Genomic DNA, 24357 nt, shown 5'->3' on the forward strand with positions numbered 1-24357 from the left:
ATATTGAACTTATTCCGAAAGAAGCTGAGTACTAGAACTGGACACGCCCCAGATAGCTAGGAAAAAATGACATTGACTGAATTTGAATGAAAAAGGAGACAAACCCATGAGCAACACCATCGACACAATGATCGATCCCAACGACGCCGTGCTGCTGCTGATTGATCATCAGAGCGGACTCTTCCAACTTGTGCGTGACATCGAACTTCCAGTCCTCCGCTCCAATGTCACGGCACTCGCCAAGATTTCCCAACTCGCCAAGATTCCGACCTTCACGACTGCTTCGGTGCCCGATGGTCCCAATGGTCCCCTGATTCCCGAAATCCACCAGCACAATCCTGACGCGGTTTACATTCCGCGCACAGGACAGATTAACGCCTGGGACAACCCAGCTTGGGTAGATGCTATCGAGAAGACCGGGCGAAAGACTCTTCTCATCGCCGGAACTCTCACCAGCGTCTGCATGGCGTTTCCGACGCTGAGCGCACTGGCTGCTGGTTACAAGGTCTTCACGATCATTGACGCTTCCGGCAACTGGAGCCAGATGGCGACCGACCTCACTCTGTCCCGCGTCGTCCAGGCGGGAGCCATGCCCATCGACACTTACGCAGTAATCGGCGAACTCATGAACACGTGGAACCGTCCGGACGCAATGGAGTTTGCCACTGTCATGGTTGACCTCATGCCGATTTACCGCGTCCTGATGGAGAGCTATGACAAAGCTCAATCCGTGCAACGAGATGGACTAGAGACCAAGCTCGATCGGCAAATGGTACCTGTGTAAAAGCACCTAATTGCAACGCGCACGCACAAAATAAAAAAAGGGAAGGTGAGGAGTTGGTTATCAGTTCCTCGCCCCGCATTTCCGATAAGAGTGTCCGTAACGCCCCAACAAGCAGGCTAATCCGGTCGAGGCAGGTGTTTCTCCTGCCCCTCTTACACCCCACCCATCATGCAAAGCAGCAATGGGCGGCTCATACTGTTAAATTTCATGTCAATCGAATTTTGAATAAGTTGGATGTAAGCGATCGCACCCAAGTTGTGATTGTTGCCGTTAAACGCGGCATTGTCTGCTTGTAGGCTGTACCTTCGATTGAATTCGGATTCTAACTTGAGTTATAACCAGCTTTCTACTTTGCGGTCGCATAGTTACTCTATCAATCTGTACTGTAAAAGTTTTAACTCGCTATAGACAACGACTTGAAAGCGATTTCCTACATTGAATGTATGCAAACAAAGATGCAGTCAATGGATTGAGCAAGTTAATTGCAAGGTTCCATGCTTGCTGCAAATGTAGAAAAATGAACGACGATCGCAGCCACAGTTACTTACTTGTCCCGCCTTCAACCCAAGATCGGATGCAGGGTGTGCTGAGTGCCAAGGTAGTACTGGTGATGTATGGAGACTATCAATGCCCTAGAAGTGCAGACGTTTACAAGCTGATTAAAGGGATCAAACGGGAGCTTCGTGCTTCCTTTGGAGAGGATTATTTATGCTTTATCTTCCGCCATTTTCCGCAAACACAGATTCATCCTAATGCTCAACGGGCAGCCCAAGCTGCCGAAGCCGCCGCAGCCCAAGGACAGTTTTGGTTAATGCACGATACTTTATTTGCCCATCAACAAAGGTTGGAGAACGGTTATCTTGTCGAGTATGCCAATGATTTAGGGCTTGACATTCCTCAATTTCTCAAAGAGTTGTCTAAACAAGTGCATGTCGATCGCATCAATGAAGATATCGAAGGCGGAATACAGAGTGGAGTGACGACTACCCCAGCTCTGTTTATCAATGGAATTCGGTATACCGGGCGCTGGAACACGACGGAGTTGATGGCTGCCATGATTGCTGCAAGTCATTAAGTTCCCCGATCTTTGCTCTCAATTCATATCTGACTTGTCTGTAAGTGCTATAAGCTATCAAATTTTGATAGCTATATCTTGCCTGTTTCGCCGAACAAAACTGCCGCTTTTTGAACCATGCCAAAAATTACCATGCCAACAACTGAATTCCTTCGTATTGATTTAGTGAATTACAAATCAGTATTTCATTGAGGATAGCTCTATGACGCATTCACTAGTACAAGGCAAGAATAATTCTGGGCATGAAGGTACACCTCAGACTGATTCTCTTCGCGACTCCTCAGTTAATCATGCCCTGATTGCGATCGCGCAAGAAGTCACTGAGTTGCTGAGACAAACTTACCCGATACAAACTGACGAAATTGAAACAGGAGAAACAGAATGATACTGCAAGATAAAGTGGCGTTAGTTACAGGCGGCACATCGGGAATTGGTAGAACAACGGCGTTAGCGAAGCTTAACGAAGTTATCGCCTTCGGTGCTGCTGGAGCAAAGGTAGTATTCTCAGGCAGACGCGATGCAGAAGGTGAAAAAACTGCCAAACTGATTCGTGAAACAGGCGCTGAATGCTTATACGTCCATTGAAACAAGTTCACTAACATCACAAGAATCTGACAAATCATTTTAAGAATCTGAAAGCAGTCAAGCATTGGAACTCAAGACACTTTAGATAGATAGAACCAGGAATATTTAATCATGGTCAAAGAGCAAACTGTAGACGGACAAGCAAATTTACAAGCAACTACCAATTTGACACCAGCCCAGGAGTCTTTGCAAGCACTTTGGGAAGAGCATTTACAGTACGAGTTTGGCACTCACAGTACTGAAGATGCCCTCGCTACGATGGTTGAAGATGCTTACGTTAACCACATCCCGGTAATGACTGGGGGAGTCGGGAAACCAGCACTGCGCGAGTTTTATTCCAAATACTTGATTCCACAGATGCCGCCGGACATGGAGTTGACCCCAATCTCGCGCACGATCGGGACAGATCAACTCGTGGATGAAATGGTGGCTAAGTTCACTCATACTGTTTGGATGGAATGGATATTACCCGGCGTTGCTCCCACCGGAAAACGGGTGGAAGTGCCAGTAGTAGCGATCGTCCAGTTCCGTGACGGCAAATTAGCCCACGAACACATTTACTGGGATCAGGCAAGTGTATTGGTTCAAGTCGGCTTGCTCGATCCGGGTACACTTCCCGTTGTGGGCGTTGACAGTGCGCGTAAGGCGATCGATCCCAACTTACCTTCAAACACACTAATCGAGCGCGACTAAGTGTAGGAGCCAGCAAACATCAATACCCGGACGCGCCCGCCCAGCTACTCCCGAAGCGATCGAGTGAATTTTGGCAGTAGCACCCAAGTACGGCATCGAATTCATCGTGTGAATTAGAGCAATGCTCAAACCCGGCTCCTACAACCAGAATCGTTACTCATCCTGGTTATAGATCGAGGCGCTTCTTGTTGCTGGCTCCTACACGTATTGCTGCCCATTGAGTTTTTGACGCAAGTAACATAACCATTCACAACAAGAGGTAACTATCATGATGCTTAAAGACAAGGTTGCTTTAGTGACGGGAGGGACATCGGGCATTGGTAAAGCTACCGCGATCGCTTATGCCCAACAACAAGCAAAGGTGGTGGTGGTTGGTCGTCGAATTGATGAAGGTGAAGAAACGGTTCGATTGATTCAGGAAGCTAGCGGAGAGGCGATTTTTGTGCAAGCAGATGTCACGAAAGAAGCCGATGTTAAAGCAATGGTTGATAAAACGGTTGACGTTTTTGGTCGGTTAGATATTGCCTTTAATAATGCCGGAACTGTCGGCGAAAATCCCTCATTGATTGAGCAAACAGAAGCGGAATACGATCGCACGATGAACGTCAATGTCAAAGGTGTTTGGTTGTCGATGAAGCATGAAATTGCTCAGATGTTGAAACAGGGAAGTGGTGCGATCGCCTCTGGCGGCACTACGTGCATCGTCAATATGGCATCTGCGGTTGGAGTCGTTGCACTTCCTAACATACTCCTCTACACCGCGAGTAAACATGCGGTAGTAGGTTTAACAAAAGCTGCTGCACTCCAATATGCCAAAGCGGGTATTCGCATTAATGGCGTTGCACCAGGGTCAATCAAAACAGATATGTTTGAAGCCGCTACAGATGAAGCCAAAGCTTACTTGGCAGGACTTCACCCGATCGGACGAGCTGGCACACCGCTTGAAGTTGCCAATGCAGTCCTGTTTCTATCATCTGAGATGGCATCATTCGTAACAGGTGAAACGTTGATGGTAGATGGTGGGTATGTAGCGCAGTAGTCGATCGGCAATGCTCAAAAGCGGATATACAGTTTTTTGATTTTTGATGATGGACTCACAGCGAACCGATCCATTTCAAGAGAGAACAAATAGGCTTAATTTTCAGATCGCAACTAGAGGAATTCTATGTCAATTTTTGTCTTAGTTCACGGCTCCTGGCATGATGGTTCTGCTTGGGAAGCAGTCGTTGAACATTTAGAAGCAAAAGGACATCTGGCGTTTGCTCCTACGATCGCGGGTCATGGGAAAGGCGTAGATAAAAATGTTAACCATGCTCAATGCACCCAATCGATCGTTGATTACATTGTGAGCAAAGACTTAACCGATATTGTTCTCTTAGGTCATAGTTTTGCCGGAACAATCATTGCGAAAGTTGCTGAAGCGATTCCCGATCGCATTCGACGGCTCATCTTCTTCAATGCCTTTGTCCTCAACGATGGAGAAAGCCTTAGAGATAACGTTCCACCGCATCTTCAAACATTACCCGACGAGCTAGTTAGGGAATCAAGCGATCAGATCATGGTCATACCTTTTGAGATGTGGCGAGAAGCGTTTCTCAACGATGCTGACCTCGATTTGGCTCGATCAAGTTACGCACAACTATCCCCTGAACCGTATCAACCGTGGGTTGACAAGCTGGACTTGAAGCAGTTTTACTCGCTGCCCATTCCTAAAAGTTACCTCTACTGTACAGAAGACACTGCTTTACCTCAAGGCGAGTGGGGATGGCACCCCAGGATGTCTAGCCGCTTAGGGCAATTTCGGTTCGTGCAAATGCCCGGTAGCCATGAGGTGATGTTTTCTAACCCGATTGGTTTAGCCGAAAAGATTGTTGTGGCAGGACGGGACTAGCAACATAATGGTTTCATTTCTGCCTTATTCAAAGAAATTCAGAGGACACCATGATTTCTCAAAAACTCTCAGAAAAAGTTGCACTCGTCACTGGTGGCACCAGCGGCATCGGACTTGCCACTGCTAAGCGATTTGTCGCCGAAGGTGCTTATGTCTTTATCACAGGTCGTCCTCAGAGTGAACTTGATGCTAGTGCTGCGTTCGAGTTTCTTTGCCGCCGCTGATTTGAGCCGTTGGGCGTTTTGGGTGATGTGAGGTGTGGAACGGATGACGGCTAAACTTGAGCAGAACAAACAGACGGTTAGGTTACGTTTCAACTCACGCATCAAAATCCCTACCTCAAGGATTTAGCACCGATTTTGACGATATTTCTCCAAGTTGTCGATAACATCCAGAATTTCAACGAAGCGAGAGCCAAAGTCTGTCAATTTATACTCTACACGCGGTAGTTAGGGAGAACTTACCTACGCTGAATGGTATTGAAATCCGTCACTGTTTATTCTAAATCAAGGAGAGTTGGCACAGATGGAATCTATGAAAGCAGCCGTATTAACTGCGTTTGGTGATGCTGAGAAGTTTGAGATTCAAACTGTTCCCACACCAACACTGAAGGCGAATCAGGTGTTAGTCAGAGTTTGTGCAACCTCGATTAACCCGGTCGATTACCAAACTCGTCGTGGTGATTACAAGGAACTGGTTCAATTACCCGCCATCCTTGGAGTCGATGTTTCAGGGGTGATTGAGGCAATTGGCGAAGCTGTGACTGATTTCAAGGTGGGAGACAACGTGTACTACTCGCCGCAAATTTTCGGAGAATTCGGTAGCTACGCTCAGTATCATGTGGCTGATGCAGCGATTGTTGCATTGAAACCTGCAAATCTATCGCACATTGAAGCAGCTTCTTTTCCGCTTGCAGGCGGAACTGCTTGGGATTGTCTAGTGACTAGGGGCAATCTACAAGTTGGTGAAACAGTTCTCATCCATGCGGGTGCGGGTGGAGTGGGTTCGATCGCAGTTCAACTCGCCAAAGCGATAGGGGCATACGTTTTTGCGACGTGTAGTTCTAGAAACCGAGATTTCGTGACAGAACTGGGCGCAGATCGGGTGATTGATTACAAAAATGAAGATTACGTAGAAGTCATTCGTCAAGAAACAAATGGACTGGGTGTGGATTTAGTTCTAGATACGATTGGCAAAGAAACAATTCAGCGTAGTTTAGAAATCATTCGTCCCTTTGGTAGGCTTACAAGCATTGTAGACATTGCAATACCGCAATCGCTTCTTGAAGCATGGGGTAAGAATCTGACGATTCATTTTGTTTTTTCACCCCAGTACCGAGCAAAATTAGAGGCTTTGACAAAACTCATCGAGCGTCATCAGCTTCGCCCAGTGATTGATTCAGTATTTTCTTGGGATCAGGTCGTTCTGGCACATCAGCGTCTAGAGAAGGGAGGAACACGGGGCAAAATTGTGCTGAAGTTTACAGAAAATTAGACCAGCTTTACGGCGTTGGTAATTGCTAAACGGATCGGAGTTTGATTGTGTGCTGAAGGTCAATTTTGATTGAAATTAGGAGAAACAGGATGATACTGCAAGATAAAGTGGCGTTAGTCACTGGGGGAACGTCGGGAATTGGCAGAGAAACTGCGATCGCTTATGCCAAACACCAAGCAAAGGTGGTGGTAGTTGGTCGTCGAATGGATGAAGGGGAAGAAACGGTTCGATTGATCAAGGAAGCTGGCGGAGAGGCGATTTTTGTACAAGCAGATGTTACGAAAGAAGCCGATGTTCAAGCAATGCTTGATAAAGCGGTTAGCGTTTTTGGTCGGTTAGATATTGCCTTTAACAATGCAGGAACTGTCGGCGAAAATCCCTCATTGATTGAGCAAACAGAAGCTGAATACGATCGCATTATGAACGTCAATGTCAAAGGCGTTTGGTTGTCGATGAAATATGAAATCGCTCAGATGTTGAAGCAGGGAAGTGGTTCAATCGTCAATACGGCATCTGCAAATGGAGTAGTTGCACTTCCTAGCGTACCCCTCTACACCGCGAGTAAACATGCGGTAGTAGGCTTAACAAAAGCTGCTGCGCTCCAATATGCCAAAGCGGGGATTCGCATCAATGTCGTTGCACCAGCAGCTATCGAAACAGATATGTTTGAAGCAGCTACAGGTGGGCAGGATGAAGCCAAAGCTTACATGGCAGGACTTCACCCGATCGGACGGGTTGGAACACCGCTTGAAGTTGCAAATGCAGTCCTGTTTTTATCATCTGAGATGGCATCGTTCATAACAGGTGAAACGTTGATGGTAGATGGTGGGTTTGTAGCGCAGTAGTCGAACGACAGTGCGAGATGACAACACTTGCAGGCAAAGTTGCACTGGTATAGCTGTAGCCAATTAGATTAGGACACAGACTATAAGCCAAAATATTCACCGTAAAACAACCATCATTAATTACGTAACTAAAAAGGAGTTTGATGTGCAGAAAATCGCACTTGACACTATCACTGAAGCCGTCATTAATCATGGCGATCGCGGCAAATCTCACCCGCGACTCCATGAAATTTACACCAGCTTCGTTCAACATTTGCATGACTTTGTGCGTGAGGTGAATCTGACTGAATCAGAATTGCAGCAGGGGCGTAATTTTCTCAACCGGGTCAGTCATCACACTCAGGAAATTCCCGCTGGAGAAATGCAGGCGTTAACCGATCTACTCGGAATCTCAGAGTTGGTAGAACTGCTGGGCGATGCTCATCGCGGCACAGAAAGCAATTTAGAAGGACCCTTGTATGTGCCGAATGCACCAGAACGACAGATGGGCGATCGCTTGGGTAGTGATACAGAAGGAGATTCGCTTTTCCTGTCAGGCAGAGTTTTAGATTTGAACGGTCAACCGATCGCCAATGCTCTGATTGACGTTTGGCAACCCAATTCCAAAGGATTGTATGACATCCAAGAGCCATCTCAGCCGTTGGGGAGTTTTCGCGGGCGTTTCAAAACAAACGAGAGTGGAAAGTATATGTTTGAAACCGTCGTGCCACTAGGTTACAAAGTGCCAAGCAGTGGTCCATGTGGCGAGTTGCTGGGACTCTTGGGACGGCATCCCTGGCGGGCGGCTCACATCCATTTCAAACTTAGTGCTCTGGAGTATACTCCACTGACAACACAAATTTTTATTGCTGGCGATCCTCACCTGGATTCAGATACAACCTTTGCAGTGCGATCGGCGGTCGTTCAATTGCAAAAGCACGAAGCACCAGACGAACTCAAGGCACACAATCAAAGTAAACCGTTTTACACGACTGAGTTTGATTTTGTATTGAAACCCGCTACTCTCTAGCGGAGAATCATCAAGCAATGGTTGCACATTATGTCTACACCATCAATCCAGAACAATCTGCTAATTGGCATTTGGAAGTTAATTTCTGCAACTGCCATTTACGCTGATGGAACGGTTACTCCAGACGTGTATGGAACTCATCCGGTTGGCTACATCACTTACACATCGGATGGTCACATGATGGTGATGTTTTCTAGGAGCGATCGCTCACCGCTGAGTCAGGAGGTCAGATCACCGCTGACTCCCCAGATGCAATCTTTACCCATGGAAGAGCTTGCTCGAGCATTTACAACATTCAATGCTTACGCTGGAACTTATACGTTGAGTGGCAACACAGTAACTCACCAGATCAAAATTGCATCAATTCCTAATCGCGTTGATACAACGTTAGTTCGCACCTTTACTCTTAATGAGAGCCGACTAACGCTCGTGACGCCGCCAGTCTTGAGTGATGGTGTTGAAGCGGTTTTTGAGCTGCTGTGGGAACGCATTATAGCAAGGGAAGTTCGTTGACGATAACGAAGTAGAGGCAAGTACGATCACTTTTCACTCACTGAAAACGTCGCTATCCTCGGTTATCTCGACGGACGAAACTGGCTCACTGGCAAACGATCGATTGCCGCTCCCTACCTGTTCGTCATTCTGCGCTGGGCGATCAACACTCAGGCTGGTTGTCATTCCCGGCGGCCCGCACGCCATTAACTGGACTCACGCCGATCAGATCAATCCCCTGTTACTCAACTTTCTTCAGCAGGAATAATCAGTGATCTGCTGCATTTCTGGCTTGTGAAAAAACTCTGTGATTCACCCCGTTGAGTCAGGCTCAAATGATACACATATTTGTCTAGTTCCGAAGAGGCAATTCTATGACTGTCCCCACTCAAACGTCTCGAACCGTTGCCGGAGTAATCAACAGTGTTGAAACACTTGAAGGGGCTGGCTTTCTTGTACGTCGCCCCTTTCCCAAAAGTAGCTTCTCTGAATTTGACCCGTTTCTCCTCCTCGACGAGTTGGGGCCGATTAATCTAAAGCCGGGTCAAGTAAAAGGTGCACCCGATCATCCGCACCGGGGCTTTGAAACCGTCAGCTATGTCTTGGATGGACGGTTAGAACACAAAGATTCTGCGGGACACGCCGGGCTACTAAATCCGGGTGATGTCCAGTGGATGACAGCAGGTGCCGGGATCGTGCATTCCGAGATGCCGGAGTCAATGTTTACCCAAACTGGTGGACGGCTCCACGGCATTCAACTATGGGTCAATCTGCCACAACGAGACAAAATGATGCCGCCCCGCTATCAGGAAATTCCAGCGGCTAACATTCCGGTAGCTCAAACCGAAGATAGGTCTGTGACGGTGCGGGTGATTGCGGGAGAATCGTTAGGGGCAAAAGCCGTAATTCAGACGCGCACGCCGATAACCTACCTCCACTTCACACTGCAACCAGGGGCAACGATGATCCAGCCTGTACCAAAAGAGTACAACGCCTTTGTCTATGTACTGGAGGGGTCTGGGTTGTTTGGGACAGAGCCAGCGCCTGGTGATGATGGGCAGATGGTGCTCTTTTCTCAAGATGGAGAAGATGTGGCGATCTCCAACCCTGCTGATGTTCAGCGTCCTTTAGATCTTCTGCTGATTGCAGGTGTACCCCTTAACGAACCAGTCGTGCGCTACGGGCCATTTGTCATGAACACTGAAGCTGAAATTACCCAAGCGATCGACGACTACCAGGCAGGAAGGATGGGACGGATTCATGCTTAACCCATCTCAATATCAAATGAGTCAACATCAACGCTTGAGTCAGTTACGAATCAAACTACTACATCTGCACAAGCTTTTACTAGAGACTGAGCGTCTTACCCTGAGAATAGAAGCTTAACTTACAGCCAATTGCAGCAGGCGATCGATTACATTCATGCTCATCTGAATCGTGATTTATCCTTAGCCGAACTAGCAAGTGTAGTTAACATCAGCCCGACTTACTGTGCAAGTTTGTTTAAGCGAACGATGGGGATTTCACCCCATCAGTACGTAATTCAACGGCGCGTGGAACAGGCAAATTTCTCCTCCAAAATTTACAGATTTTGAACTTGCTCCGATTGTGTAATTGCAAGCCTAAACTTATGCTGATCCAAAAACTAAACGACTGTGAAGAAATTATCGCTGGAGATGGAACTGTTCTGCGCGAACTGCTTCATCCTGACAAACAAGACATCAACTTGCGTTACAGTTTGGCGTATGCGATCTTACCTGTTGGCAAAACTTCGATTCCCCATTCTCTAAAGACTTCTGAGGTTTATTACATCATTAGCGGTGTTGGAGAAATGTCGATCAACAGTGAAGTTCGTCGCATTGAACCAGGCGATGCGGTTTACATTCCTCCAAATGCAATCCAGTTCCTTCACAACTACGGCAACAAACCTATTGTTTTCGTTTGTCTAGTTGATCCAGCTTGGCGCAAAGAAGACGAAACGATTTATGCACCAGTCTGATTCATGCAAATCTCACTGTTAGGGGATTCAAATTCGCGTTACTGCAATTGTTTTGTGAATTTTGCACAAGCGGCAACGGGGTGATTCGGCGACTACGCCCAGGAGAAGGACGCGCCCCTAATTTCAGATTTCACATCAGCCTCAATCATTCTGTTCACCGTTGTCTTCTACCAGGGATACCAAAAAACTATGACCTGCGAACATCTCAACAATCTAACTGTGGAAAACCTGATTTCTAAAGCAGCCTATCCCGTATTTCGTTGTGAAGAGTGCATTAAAATAAATAGCCGCTGGGTACACCTGCGGATTTGCCAAACCTGTGGCAAAATGCTGTGCTGCGATTCTTCTAAGCATCAACATGCTCGTCGTCATTATGAAGCAACCAATCATGCAGTGGTTAGTTCGGCTGAATTGGGGGAGCAGTGGTTATGGTGTTTTGCAGATGAACAGGGAAAAGACTATTGATAGCGATTCTGATTTCATCTAGATTTCCTTCTCATTTCTTCAACATATTCTCCTCCTGTGGGTGATTTTTATGGCTGTTTCTAATCAAAGTACTCCCATTGACATCGTTTGGCCCAGTTTGCCCTTAGCAGCTTGGCAGGATACCTATGCAACTCTCCATCTATGGACGCAAGTCATCGGTAAAATCCGGTTGGCACTGGTACCTAAACTCAATCACTGGTGGCAATCTACTCTTTATGTCACACCGCGTGGACTAACAACCGCTTCAATCCCTTGCGGAACTCGTAACTTTCAAATTAGCTTTGATTTTCTCGACCATCAACTACAAATCGACACTAGCGACGGCATTACTAAAAGAATTGCACTGGCTCCTCGCTCTGTGGCAGATTTTTACCAAATGGTGCTAACTACATTGAGCGACATCGGCATCGAAGTCCGAATCTGGACAATGCCGCAAGAAGTGTCAGAACCCATCCCGTTCGATCAGGACTATCAACACGCAGCTTATGATCCAGAATATGCACAACGATTCTGGCAAATTCTTGTGCAAGTCGATCGGGTCATGACCTTATTCCGTTCCCAGTTTATTGGTAAATCCAGCCCTGTACATTTTTTTTGGGGCAGCTTTGATCTTGCTGTGACTCGTTTCTCTGGTCGTCGTGCGCCAGAACACCCAGGAGGAGTTCCGAATATGGCAGATTGGGTCACACGAGAAGCCTATTCACACGAAGTCAGTAGCTGTGGTTTTTGGCCAGGGGGTGGGTCAATTGTGGAGCCTGTTTTTTACGCTTACGCTTACCCTACACCGGAAGGTTTCTGTGATTACCCGATCCAACCCACAGAAGCTTTTTACAGCTCAGAGATGCAAGAGTTTATCCTACCCTATGAAGCCGTGAGACAAGCTGACGATCCAGATGCAATGCTCCTTGCCTTTTTCCAAAGCACCTATGAAGCAGCAGCCAATTTAGGACATTGGGATCGAGTTGCGCTGGAGCATAGTCAAAGTTGAGTGTTGGAACTTATTAAACTCAAGTTGGTTAAAACAAAGACAACTTGAATAGAGGAGAAATTCAAATGTCAGACAAAAATAAAGCCATCTTAGAAGAGGCAAACGCGGCGATCGCCCAAGGCAACAATGAAGGATTCTTGTCGTTCTGCGCCGACGACATGGAATGGACATTTGTAGGTGACAAGACCCTTAAAGGAAAAGAAGCCGTTCGCCAATGGATGGCAATGACATACATAGAGCCGCCAAAGTTTAGGGTCGCTAACTTAATCGCTGAGGGTGATTTCGTCACGGCACTCGGCGACATCACCATGAAGGACGAAGACGGGAAAGCGGCTGATTACTCGTACTGCGATGTCTGGCGCTTTCGCGGCGATAATATTGTCGAGTTAAGGGCTTTCGTTATCAAAACCGAGGTCAAGGATGAAACCAGCAGCGCGGCGTAAATCATCTGCAAAAGTCAGGATGTATTCTTGCAAAGCAGAAAGTCCGCCGAGTGATAATCAAGAATTGCTGTAAAGCCGTGAATTTTTTCGCTTTTACTACGATTTCACCTCGCTTATCGACAATCGTTACTGAACAGAGGAACACCATGAATAAGCATAGTGAATTAAAAGTAAAGGTTACACCTTTGAACATAATTTTAGATATTGGGAAATGCATTGATCTATGCTGAAAAATACAACTTTCAAGACATTTGTTACTGCCACAGTAAGTAGTGCGGCTTTTTTGTGTGTAAGTGTTAATAATGCTTATGCTGCTTCTTTCAACTCTATTTCTCGTATTTATGGTTTTGGTGATAGCTATTCAGATAATGGGGCAGCACTTCGGATTACAACAGCAGCAGTTAACTCTGGGGTGCCTGGAGCATTTATATTCCCCCAAGTAGACGTGTATGACTCTGATGGTCGATGGACAAATAATCCCGGCTTAACATCAGTTGAGGTACTAGCAAAACAAAAAAAATTACAATTAACAGATTATGCTGTGGGTGGTGCAAAAAGCGGTAATGGCAATTTAAGTACTTGGCTTGATAAATATCAAAATACTGGTTTATTCGGTCAAATCGAAGAATATAAAGCAGAAGTTAATCGCGTGCCAGATTCTAAGGGATTATACTTCATTTTTATATCTACAAATGACTTATTAGAAAGGTTTTTTAATAATCAGACTGGTTCGGTCGATGTATTAGCTGATGCTGCTGTTAACAATATTGTTTCTGGAATATCACAACTTGCAGTGCTAGGTGCAGAACAGTTTTTTGTTGTAAATTCTACAGATTTAGCTGCATTACCACTTTTTGAGCAATACTCAGAAGAGGCAGCTAAGTTTAGAGATGTTATCAATAAAAGTCTTCCCGGTCAACTCGATACCCTGAATAAGCAATTAGGTGTCGAAGTTGCACTGTATGACCATGTTGCAATTAGCAACAAAATTCGCTCTACCCCAGCGACATTTGGTTTTACCAATATAAATGATGCCTGCAAACTTTTATACACAACTGGGGGGTTAGAGCCTGGTTGTTCAACACCTGATAATTATTATTACTTCGACGAGATTCATCCTACTCGTCGTGTACATCAAATCATTGGTGAAGATATGGCCAATTTCTTAGATACACAGAAAACACCAACTGTTCCTGAACCATCAAATGTTGTAGCTTTGATATCTTGTATAGGTATAATAAGTTTACTACGGCGTAAAGTTCATAGTAGCTAAGGGTATCACCGTGCCAAAGTAGGTTTCATTGTACGCGCTTGTCCCAAACTTATAGCGGTTCTCAGTTGGGTGCAATATAGTAACAGCAGTGCGTGAACCATCCAATAATGTCTTTTTTAGTTACAGCATCTAAGGCATTTGTAATGGCCTTATCTAGGTATTGAGCCGAGATACAAGTAAAAAACAGCAAGATGGTCTGAAAAGCCCTGCTGTATATAAGTTTGAACATTTTTTAAGCGAAAGTAGGATTTTGCCTGAAGATACTTGCAGTCTGAGGGTCAATAATTGCTTTTCGCCAACCCAAGAGTTTAATAAATACTCTGTGGTAGAAGGCTAATATTTTGGGCTATAATCCTTTGCCTGTAATAGTTACAGACAATCCATTGCGAAGGATACTCAAAGTCCTTGCTGTAAATAAAATTAATAAATACTCTAGTTTTTGTTGCGATACATACCCAAGATTTACGTTATCCTGCCAATTTTACTTAAAAAATGGCTGAACCCTATATATAGTATGAGTTTCGAGACCATCTTGCAGGTTTTTACTTATATCTCGGCTCAATACCAACATCGTCTTTCCCGCAGCCGTAGTCGCGGGTCTCGCCACTGCCGAGGTCTTCCGCCGCAGCGGCTCGGTCTGGACTGCTGTCATTGTTCACGTCGTTTTCAACTTGCCCACAATTTCGGTGATGGTAGCTGCTGGCATGGGCTGATAGGACGGATCATCTGGAGGTTAAACCAATGGCAATTCTGAAACAATTCGGGATTTTATTTGTATTGGGCATTGCAGGAATTGCGATGGTTACGATTACGTCGGCTCCATTAATTGAGCAACAGTTGGCGAAACTGTCTCCAGAAACACTGGAAAAAGTGCCTCCACTGCGGATTTTAATGCTTCTGCAAGGACTACAGCTTACAGTTCTACTGGCAATCAGCATTCTGATCGGAATTGCTTGTGCCTATCGTGTTGGATTAAGCTCCCATTTGATTGATCATTGGGTGTTTCACACTGCTAAGTCTCCATCTTTTGCCGTTGAGATGAAGTGGAGCTTGGGTGTGGGTGCAGCGGCGGCGATCATTCTCTTGTTGCTCGATCAGTTGATGCAACCTGTCCTACCTGAAGCGCTACGGGCAGCCAATAATACAGAGCCAAGTTGGTTGAATTTGCTTACAGCAATGTTCTATGGCGGCATCACTGAGGAAATTTTGATGCGCTGGGGTTTAATGTCGCTGCTTGTTTGGATCGCGTGGAAAGGGCTAAAACAAGGCGTTATGTTGCCAAGTCAAGGGATTTACCAGGGTGCGATCGTTCTAGCCGCGTTGGTATTTGGACTACTACACCTGCCAGCGACTGCCGCGATCGTTCCCCTCACTCCAGTTGTGATTATTCGGGCGTTGTTACTGAATGGGATTGCGGGGACTGCGTTTGGCTGGCTCTTTTGGCAATATTCGCTAGAAGCTGCAATGTTAGCCCATATCAGCTTTCATGCTTTTGCCTTTGTTCTTAGCGGTTTGCTGGCAAGGTTGGCTTAAGTTTTGGAATATATCTCGTAGGGCTAGCACTGCCCACAAAGCTTTATCGTGAAAGGCTTTAAAAATGGGGGACGATGCCCACTACTTGAATTGATGCTCAACTCTACAGTTTTAAAGTGGTGAATCAAATGATTAAGTACAAAGATTTTGCGCCTCGGATTACTGAGCGGGGTCCCTTCGGCGGAGCTTCCGATTACGAATCCTTCTCTGATGTTGTTAGTGCTGTAAATCAGTGGATCGCAAGTACAACGATACAGGTGATCAATGTTGAAACTGTTGTTCTACCCGATCGGATTGAAGGCACAAGTGATGATGTCTACGGAGTGACGACCAGTAATGCTTTCCACCCAGTGATGATCAGTCAGGGTCTTGCAATCAATTGCTTTCAATGTGTGCGTGTGTGGTACAGAGAATAAGCTTTATTGGAAAGAGAAAAAATGAAACGATTTACTTTGTTTACTTTCCTGTATCTTGCGCTCGGAGTTTGTTTGACGGCGATCGCGCTTGGATACCCAAACCTGCCTTCGGGTCTTCAAACAAGCTTGTTCATTAGTGCAGGAGCGTCCTACATCGCTTGTATTCTCAGTACCTTTCCATTTTGGCGTGAGACAGCGATCCGCTTCTATCGCAGGCGGAATTCAGCGGTAATTCTACCCTGGTTGGTGATTGGATTCAATATTGTTTGGATGCTCTGGGAAGTTCAGAGTCAGAACTGGGCAATGGGAGCCATTTTACAAGCGTTTTCGCGCCTAATAGTTGTCTTACTGTTTGCAGAAATCATTGTGATTACATGGCAAGTGAATTCTGAACATTAGGGTCTGAATCGGATGATGCCGAAACAAACTCGTTTCAGCAACGCGAGATAGAGTCAAACGTACTACATGAGGAACACCATGAATAAGCCAAAGTTTTTTGTTACCCCTGGTTATGGGGAATATCTGTTAAATCAATTGCATTACTCACAAGCAGTAAAAATTGATAATCGAGTGGAGATATCAGGGCAAGGCGGCTGGGATGACAATCTGCAAATTACCGAATCGCTTGCAGACGAGATTGCTCAGGCGTTCCGGAACGTCGAGCAAACCTTGGCGACGGCTGGTGCGGGTTGGGAGCATGTGGTTCACGTTAATTCTTACCATGTTGGCGGGTTCCCCCCGGAGGTTAACGAAGTGATGTCCAAGCTATTTCGTCATTATATGCCGAACCACGCTCCAATCTGGACACAGGTAGGAGTCGCGGCGCTTGGATTACCCACGATGCGGATTGAAATTCGCGTGACTGCAATTGTTCCGTGAGTTTTGCAAGCGTTAATAACACAATTTATGCTGCTCGAAAACTGGTCTATTACTTAAAAGGAGAACTCAAGAGTGTGAATTCACAAACAGCTCAAACCACCACTAATGCTGACGAGTCGGCAATCCGTGCTTTCCTTTACCATTGATGCTTGGAATCGAGGTAGCGGGGAAGGCTTTGCTGCCCCGTTCAGCAAAACTGCCGATTTCCTCACGTTAGAGGACACACATCTCAAGGGTCGAAAAGAAATCGCTGCATTTCATCAGCAAGCGTTACCTCGTTGCAGGTCTCAAAGCGAGTGGAGTAATCACTCCGACGCAAATTGATGCGAAATAAAACCAATCTCCATCAGGAGGGCAATCATGAAACCTCAACTCATTTTCGGAGTACTAACGATCGCAACAGGATTACTTGGAGGTTCATTCACTCATCCCGCGATAGCGAAGCGCTGCTGCGTTCCTCCACAACAAACCTCCCCCATTCTGCTCGCCACTGCCTACACTGATTTAACCTTACCTACCTTACGCCAAGGCGATCGCGGCAGAAACGTGCAATTGTTACAGCGCATTCTTCAAGACAATGGCTTTTTAGGAGCCGCAGGTGTGAGGTTAGGCAATCCAAGAGGGGCGATCGTCGATGGCATCTTTGGTGCGGTCACAACGTCTGCGGTACGCGATCTCCAGAGACGATACAGAATTCCAGTTACAGGGCGAGTCAATCCAACCACCTGGAAAGTCCTGGATATGCACGAAAACCCCTATCGATCGCCGCTTCCCTGGAAACAACAGAACATTACACAACCATAAGCCACAGGAGATTTCTCATGAACCGAAAGATTCTTTCAATCAAAATCACAACTACAACCACAATCGCAATTACAATTCTGTTCGGCGTACTCCTACTGTTCAATTTTCCATCCCTGGCTCAAGTCAGTTCACAAGTGATTCCCAGAATTGAAGCGATCGAAGGTTCTGAAGGGATTCCACCCAGCTACCGTTTGGTCATCAGCCGATCTCAGGACAATGTTTATGTCTTCTGTCCGACTGACTTCGAGCCACAGTTGAACTATCTGCGAAATGTGAAGGCGATTCAATGTAAGCCGTTGACCAGTTCCTAGAAGTAAACCAGTGAGGGGCAACAGCATAACAACTCACACCACTTTTTTGCTTTGAACAGAGGAGAGATTCAGATGTCAGAGAACAATAAAGCAATTTTAGAAGCGGCAAACGCGGCGATCTCCAACATTCGCGGCGGCTCCGAATATGGCAAGGCATGGCACGAAGCGGGTCGTCGTCAGAACAAGCAGAACGTCTTCGACGATTTCATTGCAGCAGGCGAGTACTTGAAGGCGCTCTTAATCAAGTCCATCTCGCAACAGCTTACGCCATAAGCTATTTAGAGCATTCTGCAATTCTTCATTCCCAATAACTCAAATTAGGATCAATAACTCATGTCTACATTCAAGTACAACCGATTAGACAAAAATAATGCTGCGGTGCTGCTGGTCGATCACCAAACTGGACTGTTCTCACTTGTGCGTGATATTAGTGCAGCCGACTTCAAAAATAATGTGTTAGCACTGGCAAGTGCAGCCAAGTTTTTTAACCTGCCTACAGTTTTGACAACTAGCTTTGAGGATGGCCCCAATGGTGTCATCATCCCTGAACTGAAAGAGAAGTTTCCCGATGCTCCCTTTATTCCCCGCCCCGGACAGATCAACGCTTGGGACAACGAGGACTTTGTGAAAGCAGTAGAAGCCACAGGCAAAAAGCAATTAATCATTGCCGGAATTGTCACCGATGTATGTGTTACTTTTTGTGCGCTTTCGGCATTGGAGGCAGGTTATGACGTTTTTGTTGTCACCGATGCCTCTGGAACCTTTGATGAAGCCTGTCGCTATGCAGCTTGGGATCGAATGTCTCGTGCTGGAGTTCAATTGGTCAATTGGTTTAGCGTTGTGTGTGAATTGCACCGTGACTGGCGTAACGATATTGAAGGGCTAGGTAGTCTTTTAGCAAGGTTTATTCCTGACTACAAAAACCTGATGACCAGCTATGCAGCAAACTCAAGTGCTGGATCTCCCAGTAAATAATGAGAAAGCGTCTATTTTAACTCGTGTGTAACTGAGTTGGTATTGTCATCGCGAGGTTATCAACTTTACTTGAAACATAGCGGTGACAACTACTTCTTAGTAAAAAATTGCCGAACAATCTGGTGTCTCTAAGGTGGTTGTTCTCAATGAAACTTTTTTCTCAATTAATTCTCTCGTCATCTCTGATCTTTGGAGTATGCCTTACTCAGCAATGCCTTTCTAAGTCTGCTACTGCCGAAGATACGTTGCCCGAGCAAGTCACATCTGTGAATCAGCTTACTGATGTGCAGCCTACAGATTGGGTATTACAAGCATTACAAGCATTAGTTGATCGCTACGACTGCATTGCTGGTTATCCCGATCAAAAATTTCAAGGCAATGTCTTACGACAAGCCGCTTTGCGTCTACGCTCAATCACTCGCTATGAATTTGCTGTCGGGTTGAATGCTTGTCTCGCTCGGCTCAATCAGCTACTAGAAAGTACGACAGCAGATATGATTAAGAGAGAAGATTTACAAATTTTGCAAAGACTTCAAAAGGAATTTGCAGCAGAACTCTCAATGTTGCGTGGACGGGTAGATTCCTTAGCAACACGCACAGATCAATTCGAGTCTCAGCAATTCTCGACGACAACAAAATTTACTGGAGAAGTAGTTTTTGCGGTGAGTGGTGCATTTGGCGATGATAAAGCTGTACCAGCAGGAGAAACACCTGGCTCCAGGGGTAAGGTCGGTGATAATATCATTTTTAGCGATCGCGTGCGGTTGATATTTAACACCAGTTTTACGGGGCAAGATTTACTGAGAATTCGATTTCAGGCTGGCAATATTCCCAACTTCAGGGAAGCCACAGGCACAAATATGGCTCGCCTCAGTTTTGATAGTGATACAGGTAATCAGTTAATTCTCAATCAACTCTATTATCAATTTTCCATCGGGTCTGCTGTTAAGGTGAGTGCGATCGCTCAAGGTACGTTGTTTGATGTGGTCGATACTATTAACCCTCTATTGGGAAGTGATGGCAAAGGTTCTATTTCTGCATTTGGGATTCGCAGCCCTATCTATCGTGAAGAAACAGGTGGGACAGGCATTGGTATCAGTTATAACTTCAACTCAGCCATCAATTTGGCACTGGTTTATCTTGCTAGTGAAGCCAACAACCCGACTGCGGGATCTGGATTATTTGATGGTTCCTACTCTGCCCTAGCACAACTGACATTAAAACCTACGAAATCCTTAAGTTTTGGCTTAACCTATGCTCGTTCTTTGAATGCGCTCGATATCAGTACAAGTAGTACCATTACCAATGACCCCTTCAATGGAGCCAGTAAAAACATTGTTGGGAATAGCTATAGTCTTGCAGCTTCCTGGCTTGTCAACCCTACCTTCAGATTAGGGGGATGGGTAGGATATCTCCAAGCATCGGCACAAGATATCCCCAATGATCCCAGTGCTGAGATTTTTTACTATGCTGTTAATTTTGGATTCCCAGATTTGGGCAAAAAAGGCAATCTATTGGGCTTTGTCTTTGGACAACCCCCCAAAGTAATCAGCAATGAGTTTGGGGTAATAGATCGCAACACCTCATTGCATTTTGAAGCCTTATATCGATTGCAAGTGAACGATAATGTCTCAATTACTCCTGGTGCGGTCGTCATTATCAACCCCGATCACAACAGCAATAATGACACCATTTTTGTTGGCACCATTCGGACGACGTTTCAGTTTTAGGGTCTGTACAGGCAAGGTAAGAGCCGTTTTTCTTTTTTAAAGATCAAATTACCTATAACGTTAGATTTTATGTTGGATGAACCATCGGCGATTAATAGCAGTGAAGAAAATTATTTAGTCACATCTGTGATCTGTCATGTAGTGAGACCGGGGCGCGAGGAAGGTTACGAAGCATGGTTTCATGGCATTGCGGCAGATGCACGAAAATTCAAGGGGCATCTGGGTGTCAGCACTATTCGACCCCAGGATCACACCCATCCGGAGTACGTGGTCATTCTCAAGTTCGATTGCTACGACAATCTCAAGACCTGGCTAGAATCTGATGTTAGGCGGGAGTGGATTGAGCGATTGCAGCCCTTGATTCAAAAGCCGGAAGCCCTTCAAACACTGACCGGATTGGAAACTTGGTTTACTCTCTCAAACAAGCCGATGAAGTCGCCACCACCCCGCTACAAAATGATGTTAGTGACGTGGTTGGGAGTGTTCTTCACTCTTCCTCAGCTCAATCGTTTGTTAGCACCGTTGTTGTCTGGGTTGCCTGTATTGCTTAGTCAACTGATTAGCACAGGACTCGGTGTCGTCCTACTCACTTATGTGATTATGCCGCGCCTAACACAATTATTTCGCAAATGGCTATATTAAAGTAGCATAAAACCTCAGTAGTAAGTTGGTATCATATTAGATATCAAACCTCAACACTCGCAATATTTCCCTAACTGGATGCCTAAGCCAGAAAGTCACCTCTCTGACTCGGCTATAAAACCGTGCATGAAACTTTCTAGCGTGGCAAAACTAGCTAGAGCAAAAACTTAAACGTAGTAAATTCGTTATTATTGAAAATTAACGAAGCGGAATTATTTTGTTCTACTTCCTCCTGTGTTTGATTAGCGATCGCAGAAATTAAAGATTTTTCATTTTGGGCGACGGGCGCAGCGGAAAAAGTACCTTCATGAGGAATTTCTGGATCAACACCACAATTCTGGTTTTCAGCCAACAACAAAGCAGATTCACCCTGTACAGCTTCCACTAGCGTCAGCGATGTACAGTCCATTGTCGTAGGCAATTCTTCAAGTTCTGACGTGCTTTCGATATGTGAAGGCGACGCGCCCCTCAAGGGCGCATGAGCCGTTTCCTCAACACGCGGATTTTCAGTTGGCGCGTCAGAACCAACTACCACGGTTTTGGGGCAAAATAACAATTATCTATCACGCCAAATCGACACAGCAGTAGCAGTGCATTGTTAATTTTCGTATGCTCTTGATTGTTAGTCCTTTTCCCCCTATCCTCACAAAAGGTAGTAATGGTAAAGTAAATTTCCAATACTGGCAATGTTTCAGGGTGATTTATGAACAAAGGTGAACTAGTGGATGCTGTAGCAGCAAAGACCAACATCACAAAAAAGCAAGCTGATGAAGTAATCAGTGCTTTTTTGTCAGTTGTTACCGAAGCTGTAGCCAATGGTGAAAAGGTAACGCTGATTGGGTTTGGGTCATTTGAGCGACGCGATCGCTCAGAACGGGAAGGGCGTAATCCGAAAACCAATGAGCCAATAACAATTCCAGCAACTAGAGTGCCTGCATTCTCTGCTGGGAAACAGTTTAAAGAAAAAGTAGCATCATAGATGAATTGTTTTACCACTAGCAATCCAATCACTGCAAAGCCATAATCGATTAATTTAAGTATCGAATCGACTGTGAAACTTTGACTGCTTCTTGGGGAGTAACGTTACTGCAATTCTGGTATTACTCCCAGATAAGAATACAGTCGTAGCTAGGGATGCTACTCCAAGGCATTAGTTTACTCGACAATCTCCATCTGCTTTAACTGTGCCATCAGCCCTTGGAGAAACTCTACAAACACACGGACTTTGGCAGACAAATGACGTTTTTGAGGATAAACAACTGAAATAGGGTATCCAGGCGGTGCATACTCTTGCAAAATCGGCTTGAGTTTTCCAGATGCGATCGCTCCTGCTGCAACGTAGTTATATAACTGGACAATACCAACAGAAGCGATCGCTGTTTCTAAAATTGCTTCACCGTTATCTAAGCGGATATTTCCTTTGACCGGCAGGCAGTAGGACTTCTTCGCCATCTTGTTGAAATCGTCAATCATAACTTTTTCCAGTCCAAGCTGAAATAAAGGTAATACTGTATCCGCTCAAAATTTGGTGGTAAGAAGTTATTCTGGCATCCAAGACTAACCAAATGGATTACATGGTTCTCTGTTATATGTCCCGATACACTTGCTCGTCATCTGGCAATGAAGATGTCCCTTGGTGGGAGCGGATCAAATATTACGCTCGACTGCCTCAGTCCTTGGGTTGAGCCAAAATATATTTGTTACGGTGAAGCAGCGCGGTCTTCTCCCTTGGTGCTAACCTCTCCCTTTGGCAGAAGGGGAGACGCCCGCCGTAGGATGCCCAAAGGGCTGTAGGGCGATAGCGCAGCGTAAAGCCTGCGGCATAGCTTCTCTACGAGACGCTACGCGTAGCTTGCTTCCCTGTAAGGGTACGCGGACTCGCTCTAAGCGTTCGCGGTAGCGTCTCGTAGAGAGCGTCTGGGGGTTTCCCCCATAAGCGACTGCACCAAGCCCGCAGGGGCTGGGCATTTTATTACCTGTAGGTGCCTAAGCGTTAGCCATGCCTTTAGGCTGATCGCACAGTTATCGAAACGCAATGCACCTGTTCATTGTTCAGCATAGAGTGATATCGCCTCTTTTGCCGCTTGCAAAACGCGATCGCGTAATTCTAATGGCTCAATTACCTCCATCTGTGCGCCAAAGCCCAGCACATAAGCACAAGCCGCTTCTTCTATATCAAACCTCAGCCAGACGCGAGTCCAGCCATCGGCATTGGGCGAGTCAATGTGTTCTATTCGGGCAAAGTATCCGGCATAGCGTAACCGAGGCATAACCTCTGGAGCAACACGTACCGTCACGCCATAGTAAGGCAAATTGGCTTTGAACTCAACCATCGATTGTTGCCAATAGTCGGCTAAGTTGAATTCAACCGGACGAACACAGGGGTAATCTGTAAGCATAGCATTCCGCACTCGTGAAATCCGGTAAGAGCGTACCTCTGACTCTACCGAGGCAACGAAATACCAGACACTGCCTTTAGCAACCAGTCCAAGTGGATTGACTAACCGTTCCACACACTTACGATCACTGCGTTCATAGCTCAGATGTACTTGCCGCTCTTGCCAAACTGCTGTTTGCAAGATTGGAAATGCTGACATTTCCTCGTCCCACCGATGCCAGCCTGTTGGATCAACATGAATCCGCTGGCTAACCATTTCTGCTTGCTGACGATTGGCGGCAGGTATTGCTGCCAGAAGTTTGAGCAGAGCCGCTTCAAATGCTTGACTCCAGCCTAAATCGGCTAGCAGGTGTGTGGGCTTTGGCAAAAACAGCGCCTGAATCTCTGCCAAGTTAAGTCCTGTCAGCGTAGTTTGATAGCTGTCGAGTAAACTCCAACCACCCCCTTTACCGCGTTCTGCCATCACCGGAACTCCGGCACTGCTGAGGGCATCCATGTCACGATGGATGGTGCGCTCAGATACCTCCAATCGTTCTGCTAAATCCCGCGCCGTTAGCTGACGATGAACCTGTAACAACATCAGGATCGAGAGGAGGCGATCGGCACGCATAA

The 24357-nt window shown here is 45.9% G+C and carries 34 protein-coding genes and 4 pseudogenes; 33 read left to right on the forward strand and 5 right to left on the reverse strand.

Going from position 1 to position 24357, the window contains the following annotated elements:
• Positions 1-106 precede the first annotated feature (106 nt).
• The 6 genes and pseudogenes from ACWATR_RS29510 to ACWATR_RS29535 all read left to right on the forward strand — a co-directional run bounded on the left by ACWATR_RS29510 (position 107) and on the right by ACWATR_RS29535 (position 3137).
• Positions 107-784: an isochorismatase family protein gene (locus ACWATR_RS29510; protein ID WP_460339867.1), complete on the forward strand. Its 678-nt coding sequence runs from the start codon at positions 107-109 to the stop codon at positions 782-784.
• A 194-nt stretch (positions 785-978) separates the two neighbouring features.
• A pseudogene (locus ACWATR_RS29515) lies at positions 979-1080 on the forward strand (LuxR C-terminal-related transcriptional regulator); the annotation flags it as partial.
• Between the two features lie 221 nt (positions 1081-1301).
• A complete protein-coding gene (locus ACWATR_RS29520; protein WP_460339869.1) occupies positions 1302-1859 on the forward strand; it encodes a DsbA family protein in 558 nt (185 codons plus the stop codon).
• A 202-nt stretch (positions 1860-2061) separates the two neighbouring features.
• A complete protein-coding gene (locus ACWATR_RS29525) occupies positions 2062-2244 on the forward strand; it encodes a hypothetical protein (RefSeq protein WP_460339871.1) in 183 nt (60 codons plus the stop codon).
• Positions 2241-2438: pseudogene (locus ACWATR_RS29530) on the forward strand (SDR family NAD(P)-dependent oxidoreductase); the annotation flags it as partial. The gene ACWATR_RS29525 and the pseudogene ACWATR_RS29530, both read left to right, overlap by 4 nt.
• Positions 2439-2555: 117 nt before the next feature.
• Positions 2556-3137: an ester cyclase gene (locus ACWATR_RS29535; protein WP_460339873.1), complete on the forward strand. Its 582-nt coding sequence runs from the start codon at positions 2556-2558 to the stop codon at positions 3135-3137.
• On the opposite strand, the gene ACWATR_RS29540 is transcribed toward ACWATR_RS29535, so the two are convergent.
• The gene (locus ACWATR_RS29540; RefSeq protein ID WP_460339875.1) at positions 3120-3242 is read right to left on the reverse strand and encodes a hypothetical protein; all 123 of its coding nucleotides are present in this window, start codon (positions 3240-3242) and stop codon (positions 3120-3122) included. The genes ACWATR_RS29535 and ACWATR_RS29540 overlap by 18 nt on opposite strands.
• A 163-nt stretch (positions 3243-3405) precedes the next feature.
• On the opposite strand from ACWATR_RS29540, the gene ACWATR_RS29545 reads away from it, so the two are divergent.
• The 26 genes and pseudogenes from ACWATR_RS29545 to ACWATR_RS29670 all read left to right on the forward strand — a co-directional run bounded on the left by ACWATR_RS29545 (position 3406) and on the right by ACWATR_RS29670 (position 21347).
• A complete protein-coding gene (locus tag ACWATR_RS29545; RefSeq protein ID WP_460339877.1) occupies positions 3406-4176 on the forward strand; it encodes an SDR family oxidoreductase in 771 nt (256 codons plus the stop codon).
• 126 nt (positions 4177-4302) lie between these two features.
• Entirely contained in the window at positions 4303-5028 is a 726-nt protein-coding gene (locus ACWATR_RS29550; protein WP_460339879.1) for an alpha/beta fold hydrolase, read from the forward strand.
• Positions 5029-5078: 50 nt separating this feature from the next.
• Positions 5079-5222, forward strand: a pseudogene (locus tag ACWATR_RS29555) (SDR family NAD(P)-dependent oxidoreductase); the annotation flags it as partial.
• 331 nt (positions 5223-5553) lie between these two features.
• Positions 5554-6522 (forward strand): zinc-dependent alcohol dehydrogenase family protein, encoded by a 969-nt coding sequence (locus ACWATR_RS29560; protein ID WP_460339881.1) that lies wholly within the window; start codon positions 5554-5556, stop codon positions 6520-6522.
• 89 nt (positions 6523-6611) lie between these two features.
• Positions 6612-7367 carry an SDR family oxidoreductase gene (locus ACWATR_RS29565; RefSeq protein WP_460339883.1) on the forward strand — a complete coding sequence of 252 codons (756 nt, stop codon included), beginning with the start codon at positions 6612-6614 and terminating at the stop codon, positions 7365-7367.
• Positions 7368-7512: 145 nt separating this feature from the next.
• Positions 7513-8376, forward strand: coding sequence for a dioxygenase family protein (locus ACWATR_RS29570; RefSeq protein WP_460339885.1), 864 nt, complete (start codon positions 7513-7515; stop codon positions 8374-8376).
• 30 nt (positions 8377-8406) lie between these two features.
• Complete coding sequence (locus tag ACWATR_RS29575) at positions 8407-8889, forward strand: lipocalin-like domain-containing protein (protein WP_460339887.1); 483 nt, start codon at positions 8407-8409, stop codon at positions 8887-8889.
• Between the two features lie 353 nt (positions 8890-9242).
• Complete coding sequence (locus ACWATR_RS29580; protein ID WP_460339889.1) at positions 9243-10136, forward strand: pirin family protein; 894 nt, start codon at positions 9243-9245, stop codon at positions 10134-10136.
• A complete protein-coding gene (locus tag ACWATR_RS29585) occupies positions 10129-10254 on the forward strand; it encodes a hypothetical protein (protein WP_460339891.1) in 126 nt (41 codons plus the stop codon). The genes ACWATR_RS29580 and ACWATR_RS29585 overlap by 8 nt, the downstream gene beginning before the upstream one ends.
• Before the next feature lie 11 nt (positions 10255-10265).
• Complete coding sequence (locus ACWATR_RS29590) at positions 10266-10463, forward strand: AraC family transcriptional regulator (protein ID WP_460339893.1); 198 nt, start codon at positions 10266-10268, stop codon at positions 10461-10463.
• Positions 10464-10498: 35 nt separating this feature from the next.
• Positions 10499-10867, forward strand: coding sequence for a cupin domain-containing protein (locus ACWATR_RS29595; protein ID WP_460339896.1), 369 nt, complete (start codon positions 10499-10501; stop codon positions 10865-10867).
• Positions 10868-11056: 189 nt separating this feature from the next.
• A complete protein-coding gene (locus ACWATR_RS29600) occupies positions 11057-11332 on the forward strand; it encodes a UBP-type zinc finger domain-containing protein (protein WP_096553044.1) in 276 nt (91 codons plus the stop codon).
• A gap of 70 nt (positions 11333-11402) precedes the next feature.
• Entirely contained in the window at positions 11403-12341 is a 939-nt protein-coding gene (locus ACWATR_RS29605) for a DUF5996 family protein (RefSeq protein WP_460339900.1), read from the forward strand.
• Between the two features lie 65 nt (positions 12342-12406).
• Complete coding sequence (locus ACWATR_RS29610) at positions 12407-12784, forward strand: nuclear transport factor 2 family protein (protein ID WP_460339903.1); 378 nt, start codon at positions 12407-12409, stop codon at positions 12782-12784.
• A 223-nt stretch (positions 12785-13007) separates the two neighbouring features.
• Entirely contained in the window at positions 13008-14057 is a 1050-nt protein-coding gene (locus ACWATR_RS29615) for an SGNH/GDSL hydrolase family protein (RefSeq protein WP_460339906.1), read from the forward strand.
• 569 nt (positions 14058-14626) lie between these two features.
• Positions 14627-14770: a CPBP family glutamic-type intramembrane protease gene (locus ACWATR_RS29620; protein ID WP_414574147.1), complete on the forward strand. Its 144-nt coding sequence runs from the start codon at positions 14627-14629 to the stop codon at positions 14768-14770.
• A 28-nt stretch (positions 14771-14798) separates the two neighbouring features.
• A complete protein-coding gene (locus ACWATR_RS29625) occupies positions 14799-15590 on the forward strand; it encodes a CPBP family intramembrane glutamic endopeptidase (protein WP_460339909.1) in 792 nt (263 codons plus the stop codon).
• Between the two features lie 128 nt (positions 15591-15718).
• On the forward strand, positions 15719-16006 hold the full coding sequence (locus ACWATR_RS29630) for a hypothetical protein (protein ID WP_460339912.1): 288 nt from the start codon (positions 15719-15721) through the stop codon (positions 16004-16006).
• A 21-nt stretch (positions 16007-16027) separates the two neighbouring features.
• Positions 16028-16405, forward strand: a complete 378-nt coding sequence (locus tag ACWATR_RS29635) for a hypothetical protein (protein ID WP_460339916.1) — start codon at positions 16028-16030, stop codon at positions 16403-16405.
• A 78-nt stretch (positions 16406-16483) separates the two neighbouring features.
• Entirely contained in the window at positions 16484-16885 is a 402-nt protein-coding gene (locus ACWATR_RS29640) for a RidA family protein (RefSeq protein ID WP_163927113.1), read from the forward strand.
• 360 nt (positions 16886-17245) lie between these two features.
• Positions 17246-17689 carry a peptidoglycan-binding domain-containing protein gene (locus tag ACWATR_RS29645; RefSeq protein ID WP_460339920.1) on the forward strand — a complete coding sequence of 148 codons (444 nt, stop codon included), beginning with the start codon at positions 17246-17248 and terminating at the stop codon, positions 17687-17689.
• 17 nt (positions 17690-17706) lie between these two features.
• Positions 17707-18000, forward strand: a complete 294-nt coding sequence (locus ACWATR_RS29650; RefSeq protein ID WP_460339923.1) for a hypothetical protein — start codon at positions 17707-17709, stop codon at positions 17998-18000.
• Positions 18001-18114: 114 nt separating this feature from the next.
• Positions 18115-18228, forward strand: a pseudogene (locus tag ACWATR_RS29655) (prolyl oligopeptidase family serine peptidase); the annotation flags it as partial.
• Positions 18229-18333: 105 nt separating this feature from the next.
• Complete coding sequence (gene ycaC / locus ACWATR_RS29660; RefSeq protein ID WP_460339926.1) at positions 18334-18975, forward strand: isochorismate family cysteine hydrolase YcaC; 642 nt, start codon at positions 18334-18336, stop codon at positions 18973-18975.
• Between the two features lie 146 nt (positions 18976-19121).
• Positions 19122-20705: an iron uptake porin gene (locus tag ACWATR_RS29665; protein WP_460339929.1), complete on the forward strand. Its 1584-nt coding sequence runs from the start codon at positions 19122-19124 to the stop codon at positions 20703-20705.
• 69 nt (positions 20706-20774) lie between these two features.
• Positions 20775-21347 carry an antibiotic biosynthesis monooxygenase gene (locus ACWATR_RS29670; protein ID WP_460339932.1) on the forward strand — a complete coding sequence of 191 codons (573 nt, stop codon included), beginning with the start codon at positions 20775-20777 and terminating at the stop codon, positions 21345-21347.
• Positions 21348-21501: 154 nt separating this feature from the next.
• On the opposite strand, the gene ACWATR_RS29675 is transcribed toward ACWATR_RS29670, so the two are convergent.
• Entirely contained in the window at positions 21502-21882 is a 381-nt protein-coding gene (locus ACWATR_RS29675; protein WP_460339935.1) for a hypothetical protein, read from the reverse strand.
• A 168-nt stretch (positions 21883-22050) separates the two neighbouring features.
• On the opposite strand from ACWATR_RS29675, the gene ACWATR_RS29680 reads away from it, so the two are divergent.
• Positions 22051-22326, forward strand: coding sequence for an HU family DNA-binding protein (locus ACWATR_RS29680; RefSeq protein ID WP_460339938.1), 276 nt, complete (start codon positions 22051-22053; stop codon positions 22324-22326).
• Positions 22327-22502: 176 nt separating this feature from the next.
• Here the strand turns inward: ACWATR_RS29680 and ACWATR_RS29685 are convergent, their stop codons facing one another.
• The 3 genes from ACWATR_RS29685 to ACWATR_RS29695 all read right to left on the reverse strand — a co-directional run bounded on the left by ACWATR_RS29685 (position 22503) and on the right by ACWATR_RS29695 (position 24355).
• Complete coding sequence (locus ACWATR_RS29685; RefSeq protein WP_460339940.1) at positions 22503-22820, reverse strand: LysR substrate-binding domain-containing protein; 318 nt, start codon at positions 22818-22820, stop codon at positions 22503-22505.
• A 261-nt stretch (positions 22821-23081) separates the two neighbouring features.
• Positions 23082-23315, reverse strand: coding sequence for a hypothetical protein (locus tag ACWATR_RS29690; protein ID WP_460339943.1), 234 nt, complete (start codon positions 23313-23315; stop codon positions 23082-23084).
• A gap of 77 nt (positions 23316-23392) precedes the next feature.
• Positions 23393-24355: a helix-turn-helix transcriptional regulator gene (locus ACWATR_RS29695; RefSeq protein ID WP_460339946.1), complete on the reverse strand. Its 963-nt coding sequence runs from the start codon at positions 24353-24355 to the stop codon at positions 23393-23395.
• Positions 24356-24357 lie beyond the last annotated feature (2 nt).

This window comes from Nostoc sp. UIC 10890 (assembly GCF_054786515.1).